The sequence below is a fragment of the Brevundimonas sp. genome, from assembly GCF_030682035.1.
GTDB lineage: Bacteria > Pseudomonadota > Alphaproteobacteria > Caulobacterales > Caulobacteraceae > Brevundimonas.
In genome coordinates, this window is record NZ_JAUXQZ010000025.1 from 74,057 (window position 1) to 87,590 (window position 13,534).

19 protein-coding genes are annotated in these 13,534 nt (G+C 67.1%); 11 read left to right on the forward strand and 8 right to left on the reverse strand.

Annotation, left to right across the window (positions count from 1 at the left end; translation table 11 throughout):
- Positions 1-265 precede the first annotated feature (265 nt).
- The 3 genes from Q8K49_RS05690 (at position 266) to Q8K49_RS05700 (ending at position 2,336) form a co-directional block, all read left to right on the forward strand.
- On the forward strand, positions 266-460 hold the full coding sequence (locus Q8K49_RS05690; protein ID WP_305304714.1) for a hypothetical protein: 195 nt from the start codon (positions 266-268) through the stop codon (positions 458-460).
- Positions 457-1,098, forward strand: coding sequence for a hypothetical protein (locus Q8K49_RS05695; RefSeq protein ID WP_305304716.1), 642 nt, complete (start codon positions 457-459; stop codon positions 1,096-1,098). The genes Q8K49_RS05690 and Q8K49_RS05695 overlap by 4 nt, the downstream gene beginning before the upstream one ends.
- Positions 1,099-1,337: 239 nt before the next feature.
- Entirely contained in the window at positions 1,338-2,336 is a 999-nt protein-coding gene (locus tag Q8K49_RS05700; RefSeq protein WP_305304717.1) for a DMT family transporter, read from the forward strand.
- A gap of 17 nt (positions 2,337-2,353) precedes the next feature.
- On the opposite strand, the gene Q8K49_RS05705 is transcribed toward Q8K49_RS05700, so the two are convergent.
- Together Q8K49_RS05705 and Q8K49_RS05710 are read right to left on the reverse strand one after the other, a co-directional pair.
- Positions 2,354-2,557 (reverse strand): cold-shock protein, encoded by a 204-nt coding sequence (locus Q8K49_RS05705; RefSeq protein ID WP_305304718.1) that lies wholly within the window; start codon positions 2,555-2,557, stop codon positions 2,354-2,356.
- A 156-nt stretch (positions 2,558-2,713) separates the two neighbouring features.
- On the reverse strand, positions 2,714-3,532 hold the full coding sequence (locus Q8K49_RS05710) for an extensin family protein (protein ID WP_305304721.1): 819 nt from the start codon (positions 3,530-3,532) through the stop codon (positions 2,714-2,716).
- 104 nt (positions 3,533-3,636) lie between these two features.
- Here Q8K49_RS05710 and ppk2 point away from each other — a divergent pair, with 104 nt between their 5' ends.
- On the forward strand, positions 3,637-4,383 hold the full coding sequence (gene ppk2 / locus Q8K49_RS05715) for a polyphosphate kinase 2 (RefSeq protein ID WP_305304722.1): 747 nt from the start codon (positions 3,637-3,639) through the stop codon (positions 4,381-4,383).
- On the opposite strand, the gene gluQRS is transcribed toward ppk2, so the two are convergent.
- A complete protein-coding gene (gene gluQRS, locus Q8K49_RS05720; protein WP_305305162.1) occupies positions 4,384-5,232 on the reverse strand; it encodes a tRNA glutamyl-Q(34) synthetase GluQRS in 849 nt (282 codons plus the stop codon).
- A 76-nt stretch (positions 5,233-5,308) separates the two neighbouring features.
- Here gluQRS and Q8K49_RS05725 point away from each other — a divergent pair, with 76 nt between their 5' ends.
- From Q8K49_RS05725 to Q8K49_RS05750, 6 genes are all read left to right on the forward strand, one after another.
- The gene (locus Q8K49_RS05725; protein ID WP_305304723.1) at positions 5,309-5,965 is read left to right on the forward strand and encodes a DNA-3-methyladenine glycosylase; all 657 of its coding nucleotides are present in this window, start codon (positions 5,309-5,311) and stop codon (positions 5,963-5,965) included.
- Positions 5,962-6,612 carry a trimeric intracellular cation channel family protein gene (locus Q8K49_RS05730; protein ID WP_305304724.1) on the forward strand — a complete coding sequence of 217 codons (651 nt, stop codon included), beginning with the start codon at positions 5,962-5,964 and terminating at the stop codon, positions 6,610-6,612. Before Q8K49_RS05725 ends, Q8K49_RS05730 begins: the two co-directional genes overlap by 4 nt.
- A 133-nt stretch (positions 6,613-6,745) precedes the next feature.
- Positions 6,746-7,306 carry an HNH endonuclease gene (locus Q8K49_RS05735; RefSeq protein ID WP_305304725.1) on the forward strand — a complete coding sequence of 187 codons (561 nt, stop codon included), beginning with the start codon at positions 6,746-6,748 and terminating at the stop codon, positions 7,304-7,306.
- A 94-nt stretch (positions 7,307-7,400) separates the two neighbouring features.
- The gene (locus Q8K49_RS05740; RefSeq protein WP_305304726.1) at positions 7,401-7,694 is read left to right on the forward strand and encodes a type II toxin-antitoxin system HigB family toxin; all 294 of its coding nucleotides are present in this window, start codon (positions 7,401-7,403) and stop codon (positions 7,692-7,694) included.
- A 58-nt stretch (positions 7,695-7,752) separates the two neighbouring features.
- A complete protein-coding gene (locus tag Q8K49_RS05745) occupies positions 7,753-8,133 on the forward strand; it encodes a type II toxin-antitoxin system HigA family antitoxin (RefSeq protein WP_305304727.1) in 381 nt (126 codons plus the stop codon).
- A 181-nt stretch (positions 8,134-8,314) separates the two neighbouring features.
- On the forward strand, positions 8,315-9,091 hold the full coding sequence (locus Q8K49_RS05750) for a transglutaminase family protein (RefSeq protein ID WP_305304728.1): 777 nt from the start codon (positions 8,315-8,317) through the stop codon (positions 9,089-9,091).
- Here Q8K49_RS05750 and Q8K49_RS05755 read toward each other — a convergent pair.
- Together Q8K49_RS05755 and rpmB are read right to left on the reverse strand one after the other, a co-directional pair.
- On the reverse strand, positions 9,088-10,854 hold the full coding sequence (locus Q8K49_RS05755) for a M1 family metallopeptidase (protein WP_305304729.1): 1,767 nt from the start codon (positions 10,852-10,854) through the stop codon (positions 9,088-9,090). The genes Q8K49_RS05750 and Q8K49_RS05755 overlap by 4 nt on opposite strands.
- Positions 10,855-10,963: 109 nt before the next feature.
- Complete coding sequence (rpmB, locus tag Q8K49_RS05760) at positions 10,964-11,263, reverse strand: 50S ribosomal protein L28 (RefSeq protein ID WP_305304731.1); 300 nt, start codon at positions 11,261-11,263, stop codon at positions 10,964-10,966.
- Positions 11,264-11,481: 218 nt separating this feature from the next.
- On the opposite strand from rpmB, the gene Q8K49_RS05765 reads away from it, so the two are divergent.
- A complete protein-coding gene (locus Q8K49_RS05765; RefSeq protein WP_305304733.1) occupies positions 11,482-11,952 on the forward strand; it encodes a DUF3617 family protein in 471 nt (156 codons plus the stop codon).
- A 99-nt stretch (positions 11,953-12,051) separates the two neighbouring features.
- On the opposite strand, the gene Q8K49_RS05770 is transcribed toward Q8K49_RS05765, so the two are convergent.
- The 3 genes from Q8K49_RS05770 to Q8K49_RS05780 all read right to left on the reverse strand — a co-directional run bounded on the left by Q8K49_RS05770 (position 12,052) and on the right by Q8K49_RS05780 (position 13,513).
- A complete protein-coding gene (locus Q8K49_RS05770) occupies positions 12,052-12,303 on the reverse strand; it encodes a hypothetical protein (protein ID WP_305304734.1) in 252 nt (83 codons plus the stop codon).
- Between the two features lie 258 nt (positions 12,304-12,561).
- Positions 12,562-13,119 (reverse strand): CarD family transcriptional regulator, encoded by a 558-nt coding sequence (locus Q8K49_RS05775; protein WP_305304736.1) that lies wholly within the window; start codon positions 13,117-13,119, stop codon positions 12,562-12,564.
- Positions 13,120-13,360: 241 nt separating this feature from the next.
- A complete protein-coding gene (locus tag Q8K49_RS05780; RefSeq protein ID WP_305304737.1) occupies positions 13,361-13,513 on the reverse strand; it encodes a hypothetical protein in 153 nt (50 codons plus the stop codon).
- Positions 13,514-13,534: the final 21 nt, after the last annotated feature.

Sequence of the window (13,534 nt, forward strand, 5' to 3'; positions counted from 1 at the left end):
AAGCCGCCCGCGGGCGGTGAACCCTCACCCTTTCGCGCAAGAACGACCGCTTCGCGCTCGTGCGCTCAAACCCTCTCCCACCGGGAGAGGGCGCACTCCACCGCTACCAATCCACCAACTCCCAGCATAATCCACCACCCACCGTCCCCTCCCGACCCCAATCCTTTCAACCCCTTGCGCCCCGCGCCCGGTCTTTTCGCCCCTTTCAGCCCGCCATAGGAACCGCCTGCCGCAGACTCCGCCGCCTCAACACGGAGCGGAGATCATGAAGAAGACGAAGAGACGGCCCGACCCGATCGGCTACGCCCTGACGCTGGCCCAGGGCGTCGAACGGGTGGCGAACATGGCCCGGGCGGCGAGGCGGCTGCCGCCCGGCTCGGCGGCTCAGGACGCGGCCCTGACGCTGGCCGAGCGGGCGCTGGCGAGGCTGGAGCGGTTCGCGAACCGGGGGCCGCGATGAGGGCGCTGCCGAAGACCCGCTATGTCACCGTCGCGGCGGAGACCTGGGGCCTGATCCGCGGGGCCTATCTGTCGGGCCTGTCGGCGCCGACGGTGGCGGCGCGGTTCGGGGTGTCGGTGACGGCCCTGCGCAAACATGCGGCGAGGGAGGGCTGGACCAAACGGGCCTTCGCGGCCCGTCAGGCCGCGGAACGGACGGCCCTGCCTTCCGGATCCTGGGCCGCCGGACCGACGCCCGCCGCGCCCGCTGACGGCCCGCCCGACGAGGCCGCGGTGCTGGCGGCGTGGCGCTCGCCCCTGCACATCCGCCCCGAGGATCTCGCCCGCCGCGCCCTGGCCAACGCCGCCCATGCACTGAAGGCCGGCGAAGGGTTGAACGCCATCCGCCTCGCCCGCGCCGCCACCGAGATCGCCCGTCTGAACGGCGTGCTCGAATGGGCCGAGGAGGATGTGGCCCAGGCCGACGAACGGTTCGAGGCCGGTCAGGCCATGATGCGGCTGTTCCTGCGCGAACGCGCCCTGACCCTGGCGCAGGACCTCATCGCCGGCCGCGACCTGCCCCCGGAGTACGAAGACCTGAAGCTCGAACTGGCCCGGCTGGAGGCCGTGCGCGCGGCGGCGGCGGAGGGGGCGGGATGACAGCTTTCAGCGATTTTCAGCGGGGAGTGTCAACGTGCCCTTCTCCCTCCCCTCATGGGGAGGGTGGATGTCGCGTAGCGACAGACGGGTGGGGTGGAGGAGGGTCGCACGGCGACCCGACGACGACCGCACGGTCGAGCCCTGCCCTGACACACCCCACCCTGTCGTCGCTTCGCGCCGACATCCCTCCCCATGAAGGGCAGGGAGAAATCACTGTCTTCTCTCGCTATACCCCTCCCATGCCCGCCTCCCGCCTCTCCGCCCTGCTGGTGCTTATCGCCGCCGCCTGCGTCCTCGCCTTCGCCCCCATCCTCGTGCGGCTGACCGAGACCGGCCCCGCCGCCGCGGGCTTCTGGCGTTTCGCCTTCGCCATGCCGCTGCTCCTGGCGCTCACCGCCCGGCCCAAATTCCTGGGCGGGGGCGGAGAGGGCATCGGACGGCCGTCGAAATGGATGGGGTTGGCGACGCTGTTCTTCGTGCTGGACCTGTCGTTCTGGCACTACGGCATCGTCATGACCTCGGTCGCCAACGCCACCGTGCTGTGCAATCTGACGCCGGTCGTCGTCACCCTGTTCGGCTGGATCGTGTTCAGGGACCGGCCCCGCCGCCTGTTCGTGGCGGCCATCGGCCTGGCCATGGGCGGGGCGTTCGCCATGTCGGCGGGGGCGGACGGCCAGCAGGGGACCAATCCGCCGCTGGGCGACCTGTTCTCCCTGTCGGTGGCGCTCTGGTACGCGGGCTATTTCCTGGCGGTGAAGGCCGCGCGGGCGACGGCGGGGGCCATGCGCATCCTGCTCTGGTCGACCGGCCTTGGTCTGCCGCTGCTGCTCGGCGTGTCGCTGGCGCTGGGCGAGGAGCTGCTGCCCGCCTCGGCCTCCGGCTGGGCCGCCTGCGCCGCCATGGGGCTGATGCATGTGGTGGGGCAGGGCGGGGTGGCCTGGTCGCTGGGCCGGCTGCCCGCCTCCCTGACCGCCGTGACCATCCTGATCCAGCCGGTCGTCGCCTCGGGCCTCGGCTGGCTGATCTTCAAGGAGACCATGACCCCGATCCAGATGATCGGCGGCGCCGTCGTCCTCGCCGCCATCGTGCTGGCGCAGTGGTCGTCAGGCCGCCCCCGGGTCCGACCATCGGTCGGCCCGAGGACAGGCTCTGGATCGGGAGGTCCCGAAGGGCCGACGACCGCGGCCCCACCCAAAAAGAAAGGCGCGGAAGCCGAAGCCGCCGCGCCCGTCTCATGATGGGGTCAGTCGTGGCCTCAGAGGATTTTGAGATCGATCGCCGAGGTCTTGCCGCGCTGGGATTCCAGCTCGTATTCGACCTTGGCGTTCTCATCGAGCCCTTGCAGGCCCGCCTTCTGGACGGCGGTGACGTGAACGAACACGTCCTGACCGCCGCCGTCGGGCTGGATGAAGCCGAAACCCTTGGTCGGGTTGAACCACTTGACCGTGCCGGTCGCCATATTGCGTCTCCTGAACGCGCTTTCCAGGCAGGCGTCCCGAAGGGGAGGCCCGTCAGTCCTGCTGGACGGCTCGTTCAGGCGAAGGAGCAGGCACGGGTGTGGAGGCCGTGCGAAATCCGGACTGCGGCGATATTTTCCCGCGAGAAGGGAGGGCGGTCAACCGGTTTCCGCCGCCGCGTCCCTGGCGTCCTTCGCCGCCTGCTCCGGCGACGGTCCCATGGCGCACAGCGACCGGGGCGCGCCGTCGAGGTGCAGGTGGTTGGCGTGAGCCTCGTTATAGTCCGGCGTCAGCACGGTCGAGAACACCCGGCAGGCGCCGTCGCGGATTCGCCTCAGGAAGCTCGCCCCCTCGACCCCCGCGGGACCCGTTCCGGGCCAGTCGGTCAGCACCGAGACCTTTCGGCCGTCGGCCAGGGTCATGCCGCCGATGTCCAGCGCATTGGCCCGGGCGTGTTCGCTGGGCCGGGCAGCGAGGTCGGTCTGGCCGTAGATGCGGCGGCAGGCGTAGGTGCCGACGTCGTTGATCCGCGCCACCCGGCTGCCGAAGGTCGCCTCGGCCGCCGGCTGCAGCACCTGCCGGTCCCAGATGACGTAGCGGACCGCCAGCGGGCACTGCATGACGGGACTGCCCGCCAGCGGCGTCACCGCCCCGCCGGTGATGCGCACGGCGCCGCGCACGACGCAGAAGCCGCCGTCGTCGACGTCCTCGGCCCGCTCCACCTGGACCCCGGCCTCGCGCAGCACCTGCATACAGGCCTCGGTGACGGCGGCGCTCTCTTCGGGCGCGGCGGTTTGGGGCAGGATGAAATCGGCCACCTTGGCCGCGGTCGCCTGGCCGATCGGCCGGCTGAGGTCGAGCGGCTTCCACGGCAGGTCCTGCTGCGGCGCGAAGGCGTTGATCAGCGAGAAGGCCGCACAGACGCCGAGCGCCAGCTCCCACAGCAGGTTCCAGAAATCGGCGAAATCACGCTTCATGTTCCGACAGGCTTACCCGGACCCCGTGTCGGGCGGAAGGCGTTGTTAATCTTGTGGCCCTTCAGCCACAGGCGCACATTGCCCGTCCATCAGGAAAGCCGCTCATGAGTAAGTCCGATGACTACCAGGCCGAACTGGAGCGCCTCCAGCTCAAGCTGGTCGAAGCGCAGGCCTGGGCCATCGACAAGGGCGTGCGGACCCTGATGCTGTTCGAAGGCCGCGACGCCGCAGGCAAGGACGGCTCGATCACACGGCTGACCGAATATATGTCGCCGCGCCAGACCCGCGTCATCGCCATGCCCAAACCCAGCGAGCGCGAGGGCAGCCAGTGGTATTTCCAGCGGTATGTCCCTTATCTGCCGGCGGCGGGCGAGACGATCATCTTCAACCGCTCCTGGTACAATCGTGGCGGGGTCGAGCCGGTGATGGAGTTCTGCACCCCGGCCCAGCAAGAGCAGTTCCTCAAGGACGCGCCGCGTTTCGAACGACTGCTGACCGATTCCGGCATCCAGCTGATCAAATTCTGGTTTGACATCACGAAGGCCGAACAGGCCGAGCGACTGGCCGAACGGGTCGCGGAGCCGCTGAAACGATTCAAGGTGTCGCCGCTGGACGCCGAGGCGCAGAAGCGCTGGGACGCCTATTCGGCCGCTCGCGACCGGATGCTGGCCGAGACCCATTCCGCCCATGCGCCGTGGACCGTCGTCGCGACCGACCACAAGAAGACTGCCCGCCTGAACGTCATCCGGCATGTGCTGCAACGCCTGGGCGCCCCTGGCTGCGGGTCCGAGAAACCCGACAAGGACGTGGTCTTTTCGGCCGACAAGGCCGAGGGCCGCCTGGCGCCCTGATCAGAAGCCGAGTTCGGCCCGCAGGGCGTCTGGCCGCAGACCCCCCGCCCTCAGCTCCGCAAGCGTCACTGCCCGGTCACGTTTGGCGTAGCGGCGGCCGTCCGCCCCGGCCAGCAGGCGGTGGTGGCGATAGACCGGCGTAGGCCAGCCCATCAGCGCCTGGATCAGCACCTGGACATGGGTCGCCTCGAACAGGTCCTCCCCGCGAATGACGTGCGTCACGCCTTGCAGGGCGTCGTCGTGGGTCACCGCCACATGATAGGCCGCGCCCGCGTCCTTGCGGGCCAGCACCACGTCGCCGGCGGCCTCGGGCCGGGCCGCGATCCGCCCCTGTTCGCCGTCCGGTCCCCGGCCTTCCTCAACGAACGACAGGTCGGCCCACGCCCGTTCCCCCAAGGTCTCGCGCGCCCGGTCCAGCGAGAGGCGCCACGCGAACGGCCGCTCCTCCGAAAGGAAGGAGGCCTCCTCGTCGGCCGGATGCGGACCCGGCCGCGCCGCCTCCACCGGACCGTGTGGCGCATCGCCGATGGCGTCGAGGATGTTCTTGCGGGTGCGGAAACAGCGATACAGCAGGCGCCGACCGTGCAGGTCGTCGACCACGCCCGCGTAGTTGGACAGGTGGTCGGACTGGCGGCGCACCGGCCCGTCCCGGTCCAGTCCCAGCCAGGCCAGGTCCTCGAGCACGGCGGTCTCATACTCGGGCCGGCAGCGGGTTGGATCGATGTCCTCGATGCGCAGCAGGAAGCGCCCGCCGGTTTCGCGTGCGGCGCGCCAGGCGGTCAGCGCGGAAAAAGCGTGGCCCCGATGCAGCCGCCCGGTCGGCGAGGGAGCGAAACGGGTGGTCAGCATGGCAGCACGATAGCGGCAAACGGCCCTCGTCGTCACTGTCGCCTTGCCGCAGGCCGGCGCTGCGATAGGCTCGGCCATGGCTGTCGTACCATCTCACGCCCAGATCGTCGCCATACGTGAGGCGCTCACCGTTCTCGACCCCGCGCTGGACCGCGCCCACGCCCAGACGCCGGAGTTCGAGTGGCGGCTGCGTCCGGGCGGCTATGAAGGCCTGTTCCACATGATCGTGGACCAGCAGGTCTCGGTGGCCGCCGCCGCCTCGATCTGGCGGCGGGTGGTCGAGGGGCTGGATGGCGACGTCACACCGCGGGCCGTGCTGGCGCGCGATGTCGAGACCCTGAGGACCTTCGGGCTGTCGGGTCAGAAGGCGAGATTCGGTCATGAGATCGCCCGCGCCCACGTCGAGGGTTTGATCGACTTCGACCATCTGGAACGGCTGTCGGACGGGGAGGCGATCGCGAAACTGACCGCCATCAAGGGCGTCGGCAAATGGACCGCCGAGACCTTCCTGATGTTCTGCGAAGGTCGGACAGACGTCTTTCCCGGCGCCGACATCGCCCTTCAGGAGGCGATGCGCTGGGCCGATGCTGCAGCCCTGCGTCCAAACGAGCAGCAGGCCTATGCCCGCGCCGAAATCTGGCGGCCCCATCGCAGCGTCGCGGCGCATCTGCTGTGGGGATGGTATGGAGCGGTCAAGCGCGGCGAGGTCGCGCTGGAGGAGCATCCCGCGTGAGCCCCATCGTCGATCCCGCCCTGACCGACCCCGAGACCGTTCTCGGCGCGCTCGATTTCGCGGGCGTGGCTGTATTCGCCGCCACCGGCGCCCTGGCGGCAGCGCAGCAGCGGCATGATCTGGTCACCTTCGCCTTCTTCGGCGCCATCACGGGGGTCGGCGGCGGAACCTTGCGCGACCTGCTGATCGGGGCGCCGGTCTTCTGGGTGCAGGATTGGCGCTATATCGCCGTCTACCTGCTCGCCTCGCTCGCGGTCTGGATGGTCGGAGCCCGCCCTTGGCGGTTCCGGGCGCTGCTGTGGCTCGATGCGATCGGCCTGGCGGCCTATGGCGTCATGGGCGCGGCCAAGGCCGAGGCCTTTGAGGTCGCGCCGCTGATCTGCATCGTCATGGGAGCCCTGACCGCCTGTTTAGGGGGCGTGGTGCGTGATCTGCTGGCGGGCCAGCCGTCCATCCTGCTGCGGCGCGAGATCACCGTTTCCGCCGCCCTGCTGGCCGCCACCGTCTTCGTCGGCGCGCGCGCCCTGGGCCTCGACGCCTGGCCAGCCGCCCTGATCGCCGCCCCCTGCGGCTTCGCCCTGCGGGCCGGCGCCCTGGTCTGGGGCTGGAGCTTGCCGGCGTTTCCCGGGACCCCATCCCGCAGCTGAGCGTTACGGAACCGTCGCTCCCCGGTCATCGCCAAGCCGTCGAATCACGGCTAGGCTTTGTCCACAGCCAAGGAAGGAGACGTGTCTTCAGTCCGGTCGCGTCGATGATCCTCTCCCGAACGGCGAGGGCCTGATGCAGGTCCAGAGCCGCCCCCCCTCCGGCTGGCCCGCGCTGGTGCTGAACGCCGACTTTCGTCCGCTGTCCTACTATCCGCTGTCGATCTGGCCGTGGGAGGAAGTGGTCAAGGCAGTCTATCAGAACCGCGTCGATGTGGTCTCGACCTATGACAAGGTGGTCCGCAGCCCCTCCATCGAAATGGTGCTCCCCAGCGTCATCGCGCTGAAGAACTATGTCGATCAGGATCGCCAGCCCGCCTTCACCCGCTTCAATGTCTTCCTGCGCGACGGCTTCGCCTGCCAGTATTGCGCCGCCACCGCGGAGCTGACCTTTGACCATGTGATCCCCCGCTCGCGCGGCGGCCGCACCACTTGGGAAAACATCGTCGCCGCCTGTTCGCCCTGCAATCTGAGGAAGGGCGGCCGCACGCCGCAACAGGCGGGCATGCCGATCCGCCGTCCACCGCATCGGCCCACCGCCTGGCAACTGCAACAGTTTGGCCGCCGCTTCCCCCCGCACTATCTCCACCAGAGCTGGCTTGACTACCTCTACTGGGACATCGAGCTGGAGCCGTAGGGTTTGATCGCATCTGGCGGATTCGCGCACCGCCCGTTCCCGCCACGGGAACATTTTGCTTGTTCCCAAGACGGGAACGCGCTATACGAGATGCATGAACGTCGTCGCCAAGAGAACCCTTCAGGCCTTCTGGACTATCCACCCGCAAGCCCAGGGGCCGCTGATCAGTTGGTATGCCCATGCGTCGAAAGCCGAGTGGAGAACACCGCAGGACATCAAGGACGACTTTCGCAGCGTCGACTTCGTTGGTGACAATCGGGTCATCTTCGATGTCGGCGGTGACAACTACCGATTGGTGGCGCGGATTTCCTACATCTACAAGCAGGTGTTGGTGAAATTCGTAGGCACTCACAAAGAATATGACAAAATCAACCCGGAGACCATCTAGTAATCCCGACGCCAAAGCGTCTTCACCTTCTCACTGACGGGGTTAGTTGGAGGATATAATGAAAAACAATACTGTACACATTCTTCATAACAAAAACGATTACAAGGCCGCGCTCAAAGAGTATGAGTCTTATTTCGAAGATGAGCCTGAACGCGGCAGCGAAGCCGGTGATCGCTTCCAACTGCTTGGTCTTCTGCTCGCAAAATACGAGGAAGAAAGCTTCCCGATGCCGAAGGCGTCACCCGTCGAGGCTATCCGCTTTGCAATGGACCGTCTCGGCTTGGGGCAAGCAGATTTGGCTGAACTACTGGGTTCTCGGTCGCGTGCATCCGAAATCCTAAAGGAGCGGCGAGAATTAACCCTGCCTCAGATAAGAAAGCTCTCGAAGGAATGGCGCATTCCAGCCGACGCTCTGATCGGTGCATTTGAGATGGCGTGACTTGAGGAAGGCTGCGCGCCTGCCTTCATCAGCCCACGCGTGACCAGCCTGGCTGCTCCAGAGGCTCGCCGGGTGGTTCGGATTGCATCGCGAACGCGGTTCGGGTCCCGCCAGCTGTACCCGGAACGGCGGCGCACCCACGCCGTTGACGACAGGCCTGTCCTGCTTCAGTCGAGCCCTCATGAAAATCCGCGTCAGCGCCGAACTGGTCTATCGCTTCGATCCGCCGACGGACGCTATCTACAAGATTCAGGTCGCCCATTGGCCGGGCCAGACCATTCTCGAGGAAAGCCTGACCACGACGCCCGCCATCGACTTCGTCGAGAACGAGGATGAGGAGTTCGGGGCCCGCACCCTGCGCGCCCATCTGTCGGGCGAGGTGGCCCTGACCTATCGGGCGGTCGTCGACAACGGCGTGCTCAAGGGCCTGCCGCCGGTCACGGTCCAGCACGACTGGGGCGAGCTTCCGGCCGAGGTGCTGACCTATCTCTGGCCCAGCCGCTACTGCCCCTCGGACCAGTTCGGACGGTTCGCGGAGCACACCTTCGGCGGCACGGTCGGCGGCGACCGGGTGCTGAAAATCCTCGACTGGATCAAGACCGAGATCGACTATGAGCCGGGCGCCTCGGACAGCGAAACCACGGCGGCGCGCACCTTCATCGACCGCGCCGGGGTATGCCGCGACTTCACCCATATGGGCATCACCCTGTGCCGCGCCTCGGGCATTCCGGCGCGGGCGGTTAGCGCCTTCGCCCATCAACTGAACCCGCCGGACTTCCACGCCATCTTCGAGGTCTGGCTGTCGAACGGCTGGTGGCTGGTCGATCCGACCGGCCTGGCGCCGGTCGAGGGTCTGGTCCGCATCGCCTGCGGCCGCGACGCCGCCGACATCGCCTTCCTGACCACCCAGGGGTCGTGCCAGCTGGTGAGACAGTCGGTGAGGGCGGAAGCGATCTAGTTCGGCGACCCCGCCGCCTTCCATTCCTCGATGAAGACGTCGCGACGCAGCACCTTGTTGTCCGGATCGATCAGCACATGGGCCCGGGCCGGGACGGCGATCCGGCCGCGCCCGCCGGTCATGGCCACGGTCTGGCGGCGGCCGTCGATTTCGATCTCGACCGGCATGGGGAAGGCACCGGCGTCGCCGGTGACCCATTCCAGCGCCAGCTCGCCGTCCTCGCGAGTATGGCGCAGGTCTGGCAGGGCGGCCTGGTACAGATAGGCGCGGAAGAACCAGGCGAGGTCCTGTCCGGATTCCTGGTTGACGATCGCCAGGAATTCGTTGGTCGTGCCGTAGCGCGTGGTGAACTCGCCCGGCCGAGGCGTCGCCGTGCCGTAGACCAGCCGGGTCACCGACCGGAAGAAGGCCTCGTCGCCGATCAGCATCCGCAGCGAATGGGCGATCAGCGAGCCCTTGTTGTAGAGGTCCAGGCCCGGCCCGACATCGCTCTTGTAGACCTCATCCTCGGCCCGCTCCGTGCCCGAGACGACGGCAAACCGGTTGATCAGGTCGCGGCGCTGGTCCTGCAGTTCGGCCTGCATATAGCGTTCGCCATGCAGCCAGCGCAGGTAGAGCGGCTGCATATAGCTGCCCAGTCCCTCATGCAGCCACATGTCGTCGGCGTTGCGGTTGGTCATCTGGTTGCCGAACCACTCGTGCGCCATCTCGTGGTGCAGCAGCCAGTCATACCCCTTGCCGTCCAGCTTGTAGGCGTTGCCATAGGCGTTGATCGTCTGGTGCTCCATGCCCAGGTGCGGGGTCTCGACCACGCCCATCTTCTCGTCGCCGAACGGGTAGGGGCCGACGGTGGACTCGTAGAAGTCCATCATTGGCGCGAACTGGGCGAACAGGGCCTCGACCTTGGCCGGGTCGTCGGAGCGCAAATGCCAATAGGAGATCGGGATCATATTGCCGAACCGGCTCCGGTAGTCGGCCCGCATCTCGTCATACGGCCCGATGTTGAGCGCGATGGCGTAGGTGTTGGGATTGGCGGCGCTCCAGTTCCAGGTGGTCCAGCCGTCCTCGTGATCGACCGTGCCCATGAACCGCCCGTTGGAGGGCGCCGACAGGTTTGACGGCACTCTGATATGCAGATCGACCCGTTTCGGCTCGGCCAGCGGATGATCGATACAGGGCCAGAAGATATCGCATCCCTCGGGCTGGACGGCGGTGGCGATCCACGGCGTCCCGTCCGCCGTCGCTCCCCAGACGAAGCCCCCGTCCCACGGCGCCTGGGGCGCCACGCGCGGCGCGCCGGCATAGGCGATACGGACCGACACCGTCCCTCCGGCGGCCAGCGGCTCGGCCAGCGGAATGGTCATCCGTCCTTCGGGATTGCTCCAGCCGCCGTCACCCGCGGGAATCTCGCGCCCGTCGACCTGCACCGAGGACACGGTCAGCAGGGTGTCCAGCTCGACCACCACGGCGGTCAGCGGCGCCGTCGCGGTGAAGTCCAGCACGGCGATGGCGGAGATGGTCTTCGTCTCGGGCATGACCCTGATCGACAGATCGGCCTTGTCGAACGACATGGCCAGTTGTTCGGCGGTGCGCGGCTGGTCGGTGCCCAGGGTGAAGTCGGTCGATTCGCGGACCGGCGTCACGACCACGGCCGGCTCGGCGGCGACGGGAACGGCCTCCTGCGAGGCGGTCGCCGTGGCGCAGGCGGCGAGGGCGAGCATCGAAACGCCCGTCAGGACGGCGCGGACGGCTTTGAAGGACACGAACAACCTCCCGGAGACGACGGCCTCAGCCTAATGCCGGGTGCGGACTGCGCAAACAAAAAGGCCGGCGTTTCCGCCGGCCTTTTCAGATGTTGATGCTGACGCCCGATCAGGCGGCGGCGGCCCGTTCGGCGATCCTGGCCTTGACCTGGCGCTTGATCCGCTGAGCGGCCAGCGACAGCTGCTCGTCCTTGGCCTTGACGATGAACGGGTCCAGGCCACCCTTGAAGTCGAGGGTGCGCAGGGCGGCGTTCGAGATACGCAGGCTGAAGGTCTGGCCCAGGGCTTCCGAGGCGACCTTGACCGTCTTCAGCGACGGCAGGAAGCGGCGCTTGGTCTTGACGTTCGAGTGGCTCACGCTGTGGCCGACCATCGGGCCGATACCGGTGAGTTCGCAGCGACGCGACATCTGACTATCCTTGGGCAGGAGCGGGCCGCAAACTGAGCGGACGCATGAAACAGAGGCGCGCAGGGATGGGGTCCCCGCGCGAGAGGGGGCCGTATAGTGGAAGTCACCGCGCCCCGTCAAGGCTTGAGGGCGGTCGCGGGCCGTTCAGCCGCCGTTCAATTCCCGCCATATATCCTCTCTATTCATGCATTGAAGCCATGCTGCCGAGGGTTTGCCGAATGAAGTCGTCCGTCCTGATCCGCGTTGCCCCCGTGCTGGCCGGAGCCCTGTTGCTGGCCACCGCGCCCATGGCCGGTCCGGCCGCGCCGATCCAGTCCGCCGAGCCGCCAGTGCTGCCGGGCTACTGGCAATACACCGCTCGCGCCCTGGGCCAAGGCGACACCGAGACCAAATGCGTCCGGCCCAGCGAGATCAACCGCTTCTTCGGCGGTCTGTCGACGCGCCACTATCGCTGCACCTATCCGGTCCGTCAGGTAGGGAACGGTAACGCCCGGTTCGAAGGCAATTGCGTCTCCCGCAGTGGTCGACAGGTTCGGGTGCGGCTGAACGGCACCTATCAGCCGGAACAGTTCACCTTCCGCGGCGGCGCCTCGATCCGGGGTGCCGGCATCTGGAGCCCGTATATTCCCGCCACCATCACCGCCCGCCGCCTGGCGGCCCAGTGCCCGGCGAACGCGGAATATTTCTGAGAACAGACCCTTCTCCTGCAAGGGGAGAAGGAGAAAGCAAAAGGCCCCGGGATCGCTCCCGGGCCTTTCGACGTTCGCCGCTCCGGCGGACGTCTGGAACTACCAGTAGCCGCCCGGGCATTCGCCGACCGCTTCCAGCGTATAGTAGGGCGACGTCGTGCCGTGCACCGGCGACGCCACGACGTTGCCGTTCCAGCAGCCGTCAATATACCAGCCCACTTGGGTGGTCATGCTCGCGTCGCTGTAAAACGTCCGGTGGTACATGAGGCCCGGCGCCTTCGCCGTCGCGGCGCCTGAAATCGCCGCCGTCGCCAGCACCGCGGCGATCACAACAAGTCTGGTACTCTTCATGGTTGTTATCTCCAAGGGAGCCGTCCTCCCTGACCGGAAGTGAGACATGGATGACGGCGATCGGCAACCATAAATTGCATCAGTAAAATATTTCTCTTTTAGGCAGGTCTTGGATCGAGGCTCGGCGGGCCATGATGCGCGCCCGCAACGGCCGGGGTCGATCCGCTGTTGCTCTCAGGGGGCGGATCGCAGCCCTGATAACCAAAAAGGCCCGGGATCGCTCCCGGGCCTTTCGTCATTCAGCGATGCCTGCCGGAATCAGGCCGCTTCGGCCTCGGCTTCTTCCGCGGCTTCGGCCGCGGCGATGACCGCCTTCTTGGCGCTCAGCGACTTGGACAGCAGCTGGACGGCCGCGTCCTTGTCGATGCGGTTGGCGGCGGCGACTTCGCGGGCCATCCGGTCCAGCGCCGATTCATAGAGCTGACGCTCCGAATAGGACTGTTCCGGCTGGCTGTCGGCGCGGTGCAGGTCGCGGACCACTTCGGCGATCGAGATCAGGTCGCCCGAGTTGATCTTGGCTTCGTATTCCTGGGCGCGGCGCGACCACATGGTGCGCTTGATGCGGGCGCGGCCTTTCAGGGTGGTCAGCGCCTTGGTGACGACGTCGTCAGCGGCCAGCGAACGCAGGCCGGCTGTCTTGGCCTTCTTGGTCGGGACGCGCAGGGTCATCTTCTCGTGGTCGAAGGTGACCACGTAAACTTCCAGCGACATGCCGGCGACTTCCTGGACTTCGACCGCCGCGACCTTGCCGACGCCGTGCGCCGGATAGACGACCGCGTCGCCAACCTTGAACTCCAGAACGCTCTTGATGGTCATGTCATTCCTTTCCCGGCGCAGGGAAGGCGAGACGCGGACACTGAAGACACCCGTGCGCTCTCCGAAGACGGTGAACCCGTCGGCGGCGCGGCAATTTCAGGCATCAGCTGTGGAAACGGATCACCAAACCTCTGGCCGACTCCGCCTTCGTGGGCGGAGTTCTGTCGCAAACGCGGGCGGCGCGAGAAAATCGCTTACCGCCCGACCCAATGACAGGAACCTATCACAAAATTGCGGAATTTCAAAACGTCCACAGCGTCAGTGTGCGGAAGGCTGTAAATCCACACCGGATGCGGGCAGGCGCGCCGCGCGCAATCCAGGCCACGCCGGCGAGGACCAGCGCCATGGCCATGAAGGTCCACTCCGCATCGTGGATGAAGCGCGCCCACGCCACTTCCTCACAGTCTTGCGGTTC